Source organism: Cellulomonas sp. B6, assembly GCF_001462455.1.
Lineage (GTDB): Bacteria > Actinomycetota > Actinomycetes > Actinomycetales > Cellulomonadaceae > Cellulomonas.
Genome location: NZ_LNTD01000142.1, coordinates 1 through 8,290, shown reverse-complemented (window position 1 = coordinate 8,290; position 8,290 = coordinate 1). Strand labels below are relative to the sequence as shown.

The 8,290-nt window shown below is 76.1% G+C and carries 10 protein-coding genes; 8 read left to right on the top strand and 2 right to left on the bottom strand.

Annotation, left to right across the window (positions count from 1 at the left end; genetic code table 11):
* The first annotated feature begins 93 nt into the window (after positions 1 to 93).
* From ATM99_RS19375 to galE, 4 genes are read left to right on the top strand one after another with little or no spacing between them, the layout of a single operon-like run.
* Positions 94 to 231 (top strand): hypothetical protein, encoded by a 138-nt coding sequence (locus tag ATM99_RS19375; protein WP_190278835.1) that lies wholly within the window; start codon positions 94 to 96, stop codon positions 229 to 231.
* Between the two features lie 54 nt (positions 232 to 285).
* Positions 286 to 903, top strand: coding sequence for an L-threonylcarbamoyladenylate synthase (locus tag ATM99_RS13140; RefSeq protein WP_062103336.1), 618 nt, complete (start codon positions 286 to 288; stop codon positions 901 to 903).
* A gap of 4 nt (positions 904 to 907) precedes the next feature.
* Positions 908 to 1,747, top strand: coding sequence for a uracil-DNA glycosylase (locus ATM99_RS13135; RefSeq protein ID WP_082659729.1), 840 nt, complete (start codon positions 908 to 910; stop codon positions 1,745 to 1,747).
* Positions 1,744 to 2,715, top strand: a complete 972-nt coding sequence (galE, locus tag ATM99_RS13130; RefSeq protein WP_062103335.1) for a UDP-glucose 4-epimerase GalE — start codon at positions 1,744 to 1,746, stop codon at positions 2,713 to 2,715. Before ATM99_RS13135 ends, galE begins: the two co-directional genes overlap by 4 nt.
* Before the next feature lie 17 nt (positions 2,716 to 2,732).
* Here the strand turns inward: galE and ATM99_RS13125 are convergent, their stop codons facing one another.
* The gene (locus ATM99_RS13125; protein WP_062103334.1) at positions 2,733 to 3,587 is read right to left on the bottom strand and encodes a hypothetical protein; all 855 of its coding nucleotides are present in this window, start codon (positions 3,585 to 3,587) and stop codon (positions 2,733 to 2,735) included.
* 164 nt (positions 3,588 to 3,751) lie between these two features.
* Between ATM99_RS13125 and ATM99_RS13120 the strand changes: the two genes are divergently transcribed.
* The 4 genes from ATM99_RS13120 to ATM99_RS13105 are packed head-to-tail and all read left to right on the top strand — an operon-like array spanning position 3,752 to position 7,285.
* Positions 3,752 to 5,005 (top strand): hypothetical protein, encoded by a 1,254-nt coding sequence (locus ATM99_RS13120; RefSeq protein ID WP_150118283.1) that lies wholly within the window; start codon positions 3,752 to 3,754, stop codon positions 5,003 to 5,005.
* A complete protein-coding gene (locus ATM99_RS13115; protein WP_062103332.1) occupies positions 5,002 to 5,772 on the top strand; it encodes a glycosyltransferase family 2 protein in 771 nt (256 codons plus the stop codon). Before ATM99_RS13120 ends, ATM99_RS13115 begins: the two co-directional genes overlap by 4 nt.
* The gene (locus ATM99_RS13110; RefSeq protein WP_190278834.1) at positions 5,769 to 6,614 is read left to right on the top strand and encodes a ChbG/HpnK family deacetylase; all 846 of its coding nucleotides are present in this window, start codon (positions 5,769 to 5,771) and stop codon (positions 6,612 to 6,614) included. Before ATM99_RS13115 ends, ATM99_RS13110 begins: the two co-directional genes overlap by 4 nt.
* Entirely contained in the window at positions 6,611 to 7,285 is a 675-nt protein-coding gene (locus ATM99_RS13105; protein WP_062103330.1) for a class I SAM-dependent methyltransferase, read from the top strand. The genes ATM99_RS13110 and ATM99_RS13105 overlap by 4 nt, the downstream gene beginning before the upstream one ends.
* 57 nt (positions 7,286 to 7,342) lie before the next feature.
* Here the strand turns inward: ATM99_RS13105 and ATM99_RS13100 are convergent.
* The coding region (locus ATM99_RS13100) for a CPBP family intramembrane glutamic endopeptidase (RefSeq protein ID WP_062103329.1) at positions 7,343 to 8,290 on the bottom strand (948 nt) is incomplete at its 5' end.

Below are 8,290 nucleotides of genomic sequence, written 5' to 3'. Positions count from 1 at the left end.
CCGGGGGCGCACCGGATGTGCCGGGACGCGCCCGCCGGGAAGGCTGGAGGCACGGAGCCGCAGCCCGGCGGCCCGCAGAGACGGAGGTCCCCGGTGTTCCCGCTGCTTCGACGTGTGTGCTCGGTCGCGGGGGCGGTCGCCCTCGGCGGCGCCCTGGGCATGGTGGCAAACCCGGCCCTCGCCTCGCACCTCGGCCTGCCGGTCGTCGAGTCGCTGCTGCTGCGGGGCTGAGCGCGTGCGGGGGCCGCACGCGCGGCGCCCCGGCGGGGCTCCTACGCTGACGTCATGGCCCGCTACCTCGACGTGCACCCGACGGACCCGCAGCCGCGCTCGATCGCGCAGGTCGTCGCGATGCTGCGCGACGACGCGGTGATCGCGTACCCGACCGACTCGATGTACGCGCTCGGCACGCGCATGGACAACCACGAGGGCGCCGAGCGCATCCGCCGCATCCGCACGCTCGACGACCGCCACCACTTCACGCTCGTGTGCTCCGACTTCGCCCAGCTCGGGCAGCTGGTGCACCTCGACAACAGCGCGTTCCGCGCGATCAAGTCGGCGACCCCCGGCCCGTACACGTTCATCCTCCTGGCGACGCCCGAGGTGCCGCGGCGCCTGGCCCACGCGAAGAAGCGCTCGGTGGGCGTGCGCATCCCCGACGACCCGGTCGCGTGCGCGATCCTGCGCGAGCTCGGCGAGCCGCTGCTGTCGTCCTCGCTGCTCATGCCCGGCCACGACTGGCCCATGACCGAGGGCTGGCAGATCAAGGAGGAGCTCGACGACGTGCTCGACGCGGTCGTCGACGGCGGCGAGCGCGCGACCGGCCCCACCACGGTCGTCGACTGGACGTCGGGCGCGCCCGAGGTCGTGCGCGAGGGCGCGGGCGACCCGACGCGGTTCTGACGTCGTGGTCACCGACACCGGCGCCGACACCGGCGCCCCGGTCCCGACCACGCCCGACGACGTCGTGCGGGCCGCCGCAGCCGCGCCCGACCTCGAGACGCTCGCGGCGGTGTCCACGACGTGCCGGGCGTGCCCGCGGCTCGTCGCGTGGCGCGAGGACCAGGCCGCGCACCCGCCCGCGCGCTACCGCGGCCAGACGTACTGGGCGCGCCCCGCACCCGGGTTCGGCGACCCGGCGGCGCGCGTCGTCGTGGTGGGCCTGGCCCCCGCCGCGCACGGCGCGAACCGCACCGGCCGCATGTTCACGGGCGACCGCTCGGGGGACTTCCTGTTCGCGGCGATGCACCGCGTCGGCATGGCGTCGCAGCCCACGTCGGTCGCCGTCGACGACGGCCTCACGCTCCACGACGTGCGCGTGACGGCCCCCGTGCGCTGCGCACCACCCGCCAACGCCCCGACGCCCGCCGAGCGCCGCACGTGCGGGCCCTGGCTCGCACGCGAGCTCGAGCTCGTCGCGCCGCGCGTCGTCGTCGTGCTGGGCGGGTTCGGGTGGCAGGCGCTGCTGACCACGCTCGCCGAGCAGGGCTGGGCCGTCCCCCGGCCGCGCCCGGTGTTCGGCCACGGCGTCGAGGTCACGCTGCGGCACGGCACCCAGGACCGCGCGCTCACGCTGCTCGGGTGCTACCACGTCAGCCAGCAGAACACCTTCACCGGGCGCCTGACCCCGGACATGCTCGACGCGGTGCTCACGCGTGCCCTCCTCGTGGCGGAGGCGGCCGGAACCGTTGTCCACCCGGGGAATGACCCCTCCGCACAGCCGGGAGCCCTACGCTCTCGGACGTGAGTGTGCTGGTCACGGGGGGCGCGGGGTACATCGGTGGGCACGTCGTCGACGCGCTGCTGAACGCGGGACGACAGGTCGTCGTCGTCGACGACCTGTCGACGGGGCGGCCCGACCGCATCCGCGGCCTCCCCCTCGTCCAGGTCGACGTCGCGTCGCCCGGCGCGGTCGACGTCCTCGCCGGCACGATCACCCGGTGGGGCGTCGCGTCCGTCGTCCACCTCGCCGCGCGCAAACGCGTCGACGAGTCGATGGCACGCCCGGACTGGTACCACCAGCAGAACGTCGGCGGGACGGAGAACGTGCTCGCGGCGATGACGCGCACCGGCGTCGGACACCTCGTCTTCTCGTCGTCCGCGGCCGTGTACGGGTCCCCCGCCGGGTCGCTCGTCGACGAGGACGCCCCGCTCGCACCCGTCAACCCGTACGGACGCACCAAGGTCGACGGCGAGCGCGCGCTCGCCGCGGCGGCGTCCGCCGGCATCCGGTCCGTCGCGCTGCGGTACTTCAACGTCGCCGGCGCCGCGTCGCCGCTGCTGCGGGACGACGAGGAGGCGAACCTCGTGACGATCGTGCTCGGACGGCTCGCCCGCGGCGAGGCGCCGCAGGTCTACGGCACCGACTACCCCACCCCCGACGGCACGTGCGTGCGGGACCTCGTGGACGTCCGCGACGTCGCGGCGGCCCACCTCGCGGCGCTGCGCGCCCTCGAGGAGGCGCGGGGCCCGGCCACCACCCAGGCCCTCAACGTGGGCACCGAGGTGGGGGTCTCGGTGCGTCAGGTCGTCGACCGGCTCCGGGCGCTCGACGCGTGCGACCTGCCCGTGCAGGAGCTGCCGCGGCGCGACGGCGACCCCGCCGCGGTCGTGGCGGCCGCCGGCCGCGCCCGGACCCGGCTCGGCTGGTCGGCGGTGCACGACGCGGACGACGTCCTGCGCAGCGCGTGGTCCGCCGCGCGAACCGGACGCTGAGCGTGCGTCGGGTGCCCTCAGGCGTCGTCGCGCGCCCGCTGCTCGTCGACCAGCGACTCCGACGCGCCGAACCGGGCGACCGTCAGCGCACCGCCGAGCACCAGCACGAACGCGGCAGCGGCCAGCAGACCGCGCCCGGGCAGCGCGCGGTCGCCCACCAGCACGAGGCCCAGCAGGGCCCCCAGGCACGTCTCGGTGGCGACGGTCGCGGCGGTCACGGGCACGACCGCCGCACGCCGCAGCGCGAGCGCCGTCAGCGCGAGCGCGAGCACCCCGCCCACACCACCGGCCCACAGCGCCGGATCGAGCAGCATCGCGAGCGGACGGGACGGGTCGACGACGTGCGCGGCGAACGCGAGGACCGCGTAGCCGACCCCCGCCGCGACCGCGAGGACCATGCCCGAGCGTGCGGACGGCGGACGCGCGGCGATGCGCCACGCCAGGACGGCGAGCGCGAGCGCCGCGAGCAGCAGGCCGACGCGGACGCCCGGCGGCGGCACGCTCACGCGGGTCGGTGCGACGCTCACGGCCAGACCCACGAGCCCGACACCCAGCGCGACCAGGCCCGCGGCGTCACGGCGCCCGAACCGCGCGCCGAGCACCAGGACCGCGAGCACCGCGGCGACCGCGAGCCCCGACGCGCGCCCCGCCTGCACGACGAACAGCGGCAGCGTGCGCAGCGCGACGAACGACAGCCCGAACCCGAGCGCGACGAGCAGCAGCGCCGCCAGGTAGGCCGGCGACCCCGCCAGGCGTCGGACCAGCCCGACGCCGAGCCCGGCGTCGGTCGGCAGCCGACGGGCGGCGACCGCCTGCAGGACCACGGCGGCACCCGAGCAGAGCGCGGCACCGGCGACGGCCAGCAGGCCCACGCGTCACCTCCGTCGCTTCACGAGACCCGTGCGACCTGCACGCACGGGCCGAACCGTCTCCGGCGCGTCGTGCGCGCGCCCGAGCCTATGCTCACCCTGGCCGACGCCAGCGGTGTCCGGGCAGAAGGGTAGGGCGTGACGTGCGATCGGCCGAGAAGAGGACCGTGAGCGGGAGCAGGACGACGGGGTCGGTGGCGACCTCACCCCAGGGCACGGGCCGCGGACGGTTCGTCCTCGCGACGACCGGGGTCTTCGCGACCCTCGTGGTGCTGCTGTCCGTCGTCGTGGCGTTCTCGACGCGCGCGCAGGTGCGCCAGAACCCCGAGCTGACGGGACCGTCGTGGATGGACGGCTGGTTCCAGTTCGACGCCGGGTGGTACCTCGGCATCGTGCGCGCCGGGTACTCGTTCGTCCCGGGTCAGCAGTCCGCCGTCGCGTTCTTCCCCGCCTACCCGATGGGGGTCCGCGGGCTGGGCGACCTGCTGGGCGACCACCAGGTGGCCGGGCACGTGCTCGCCGTGGCGTGCGGGCTGGCCGGTGCGCTGCTGTACGCGCTGTGGGTCCGGGGTCGCCTCCCGCAGCGGTCCGCCGTGCTCGCGGTCGGCGTGCTGCTGCTCTACCCGTACGCGTTCTTCCTGTACGGGCCCATGTACGCCGACTCGCTGTTCCTGCTCAGCGCCGTGGGGGCGTTCGTGCTGCTCGAACGGCGCTGGTACCTCGCGGCGGGGCTGGTCGGGGCGGTCGCGACCGCCGGACGGCCCGTCGGCGTCGCGGTCGCGGTCGGCCTGGTGGTCCGCACGCTCGAGCTGCTCGCGCAGGACCGTCGGGCGGCGCGGCCGCTCACGGGCGACGTCGTCGCGACGCCGCCCGTCTGGCCGGGGTGGCGCGACGTGGTCGCCGCCGTGCGCGACGTCCGGCTGCGGCACGTCGGCGTGCTCGCCTCCGGCCTCGGGCTCGCGGGGTGGGTCACGTACCTGTGGCTGCAGTTCGGCCACCCGCTGGCGTTCGTCGAGGTCGAGGGCGCACCCGGCTGGAACCAGGGCGTCGGGCCGAAGACCTGGTTCAAGCTCGTCTTCGCGGGCACGCTCGTCAAGGGCCCCTACGACGTCGCGGCGCTGCTGACGCTGCAGGCGCTCGCGTGCCTGTGCGCGGTGCTCCTGCTGCGGCGGGTGCAGCGCCTGTTCGGGTGGGGCTACGCCGCGTACACGGCGATGGTCCTGCTCATCCCGATCATCGGGACCAAGGACTTCATGGGGACCGGCCGCTACGTGCTGGTGGCGTTCCCGGTGATGGCGGCGGCCGGGGACTTCCTGGCGACGCGCCGTCGACGGTGGGTGGCACCCGTGGCCCTGGTGGTCTGCGGCGTGCTGCTCGTCGTGCTCACGTTCCTGTTCGGCAGAGGGGTGGCAGTGTCATGACGTCGACCGAGGGCCCGGAGCCCCTGGGACGGGTCTCCGTCTTCTTCCCGATGTGGAACGAGGAGGAGTACATCGAGCGCGCGGTCGCCGCGGCGGCCGGCACGTGCCGCGAGCTGGTCGACGCCGGGCACGTGCGCGACTACGAGATCATCGTGGTCGACGACGCGTCGACCGACCGCACGCCGCAGATCGCCGACGCGCTCGCGGCGGCCGACCCGCACGTGCGCGTCGTGCACCACCCCACCAACCGCAAGCTCGGCGGGTCGATGCGCTCGGGTTTCGAGGCCGCGACGGGTGACGTCGTGCTCTACACCGACGCCGACCTGCCGTTCGAGATGCGCGAGCTCGTCCGGGCGCTGCGCGTGCTGCAGACCTACGAGGTCGACATCGTCAGCGCGTACCGCCTGGACCGCACGGGCGAGGGGCCGCGGCGCGCCGTGTACTCGTTCCTCTACAACGGCCTGATCCGGGCGATGTTCGGCATGCGCGTGCGGGACGTGAACTTCGCGTTCAAGCTCGTGCGCCGCGAGGTGCTGGACCACGTCACGCTGCGCAGCGAGGGCTCGTTCATCGACGCCGAGCTCCTGGTCCGGGCGCAGAAGGCGGGGTTCCAGGTGCTGCAGATCGGTGTCGACTACTTCCCGCGCACGCGCGGGGTGTCGACCCTGTCGTCGCTCGGCGTGATCCGCACCATGCTCGCGGAGATGTGGACGCTGCGTCGCGAGCTGCGGACGCTGCCCGCCCGGCCGGGCGGCGCCACGTCGTGACGCGGCGGCTGGTCGTCACGGCCGACGACCTGGGTCTCACGGCCGGTGTCAACGACGCCGTGCGGCAGGCCCACGTGCACGGCGTGGTGACCGCGACGTCGCTGCTCGCGGTGGGCACCGCGTTCGACGACGCGGCGCGCGTGCTGCGCGACCACCCGACCCTCGAGGTCGGCGCGCACCTGGCGCTCGTCGGCGAGGACCCGCCGCTGCTGTCGGCCCGCGAGGTCCCGACGCTCGTGGACCGCGCGGGCCGGTTCCCGCTGAGCTACCGGACGGTCGTCCTGCGGGGCGCGGCCGGGCGCATCGACCCCGACGACGTGCGCCGCGAGCTGGGCGCGCAGCTCGAGCGCGTGCGCGGGATCGGCCTGCCGGTCACGCACGTCGACACGCACCAGCACACCCACCTGTGGCCGACGGTCGCCCGCGTGGTCACGGAGCTCGCGCTCGCCGCGGGCGTGCCGGCGGTGCGACTGCCGCGCAGCCGGGCCGTGGGCGTGACGGGCGCGGGCGTCGGGGTGCTGAGCGCGGCGCTGCGGCGTCGTCTCGCGCGCGCGGGCCTCGCGACGACGGCGGACTACGCGGGGCTCGACGAGGCGGGGTCGATGGACGAGGAGCGGCTCGTCGCGGTGCTGCGCGCGGCGGCGGCGCGGGGCGCGTCGTCGCTCGAGGTGAACGCGCACCCGGGCGTCGCCGACGACCCGGACACGGGCCGCTTCGCGTGGGGGTACCGGTGGGCCGACGAGCTCGCGGCCCTCACGTCGCCGCGCACGCGGGCCGCCGTCGAGGCGGCGGGGTACACGCTGACGGGCTTCACGGGGCTGGGGACGAGGGGCGACGCATGACGGGCCGACGACCGGACGCGGCGGGCCGCGCCGCCCTCGCGCTGTACCGCGGCGCACCGTGGGAGGCGCGCGTGCACGTGCACGTGCGCTGGTGGAGCGCACCGTTCCGGCGGCTCGTGCAGCTGCTGCCCGAGGCCGGGCCGGTGCTGGAGATCGGGTGCGGGCACGGCCTGTTCAGCGCGTACGCCGCGCTGACGGGCCCGGGGCGGCGCGTGGTCGGCGTGGACATCGACGCCGACAAGATCGCCGCCGGCGCGACGGCCGCGGCGCGCGTGCCGAACCTCGAGCTGTCGGTCGCGCCCGACGGCGCGGTGCCCGCGGGGCCGTGGACGGCCGTGGCGGTCGTCGACGTGCTGTACCTGCTGCCCGCCGAGGCGCAGCGGCACCTGCTCGAGGCCGCGGCCGCGCAGGTCGCACCCGGCGGGCGGCTCGTCGTCAAGGAGATGGGCGACCGGCCCGCGTGGAAGGTCCGGTGGAACCGCTGGCAGGAGACCCTGTCGGTGCGCGTGCTGCGCATCACCGCCGGGTCCGGCACGTTCACGTTCGTGCCGCCCGACGTGGTCGCCGGCTGGTTGCGGGACGCGGGCCTGACGGTCACCGCGACCCGGCTCGACGCGGGCCGCGTCCACCCGCACCACGTGCTCGTCGCGGAGCGACCGGCGGCAGGCTGAGCGGCGAGACCGCTCGGCACCGCGAACCCGGTGGCGCCGAGCGGCCCGACGGCGCGCTCAGCCGAGCAGCACGACCGCGACGCCGTAGCCGTTCGCGAGGACGTGCAGCGCGACCAGCAGCCACGGGTTGCGGTACCGGGACCAGAGGTACCCGGCGACGAGCCCGAACCCGAGGCCCTGCACGACGAGCGCGGCGGAGACCTCGACGACCGGCCCCTGCCCCTGGCGCGCACCCACGTGCAGCAGCGCGAACGCGAGCGTCGCGACCGCGATGCCGCCCCACCTCCCGAGCAGCGCCTCCAGCCGCGTCTGCAACCACACGCGGTAGAGCAGCTCCTCCCCGACCCCGGCCGTGACGGCGGTGGCGACCGCGGCCGTCACCAGCAGGTCGACCGGCACGTCGTCGTAGCGCGGGTGCGCGACCCACGGCGCCGCCTGCGCGAGCGCCGTCCACACCACGACGACCACGGCCGGCGCCCACCACCGCCACGCGGCGCGCGGCCACGCGCGGCTCAGCGCACCGCGCGTCGCGAGCACCACCAGCGCGGGCACCACCACCACGAGCGCGAGCTTCACGAGGTGGTACTCGGCGCGGCCCCCGACGCCCGAGGCCGCGACCACGAGAGGGAACATCGCGGCGCAGCCCAGCAGCGCGACCGTCGCCAGGACCGTGCGACGCACCTCCCGCACCCGGGGCGCGAGCACGGGCGCGCGGGGCGGCAGCAGCCGCACGAGCGCGACCGCGACGAGCGCGGGCAGCAGGACGTGCAGGTACGGGACCGTCGGCGCACCGGCGTCGGCCGACTGCCGCAGGCCCGCGGGTGCGAGCACCAGCAGGACGCCGAGCGCGAGCAGCGCGAGAGCGGCCAGGGTGCCCGCGAGCGCCGCACCGGTGCGCGGCAGGAGCCGCACGAGCGCGACCGCGACGAGCGCGGGCAGCAGGACGTGCAGGTACGGGACCGTCGGCGCACCGGCGTCGGCCGACTGCCGCAGGCCCGCGGGTGC

What these genes read in the sequence shown, in the direction of transcription:
- ATM99_RS13140 (WP_062103336.1), top strand. Translation starts at nt 286, where the DNA reads ATGGCCCGCTACCTCGACGTGCACCCGACGGACCCGCAGCCGCGCTCG.
- ATM99_RS13115 (WP_062103332.1), top strand. Translation starts at nt 5,002, where the DNA reads ATGACGTCGACCGAGGGCCCGGAGCCCCTGGGACGGGTCTCCGTCTTC.
- ATM99_RS13105 (WP_062103330.1), top strand. Translation starts at nt 6,611, where the DNA reads ATGACGGGCCGACGACCGGACGCGGCGGGCCGCGCCGCCCTCGCGCTG.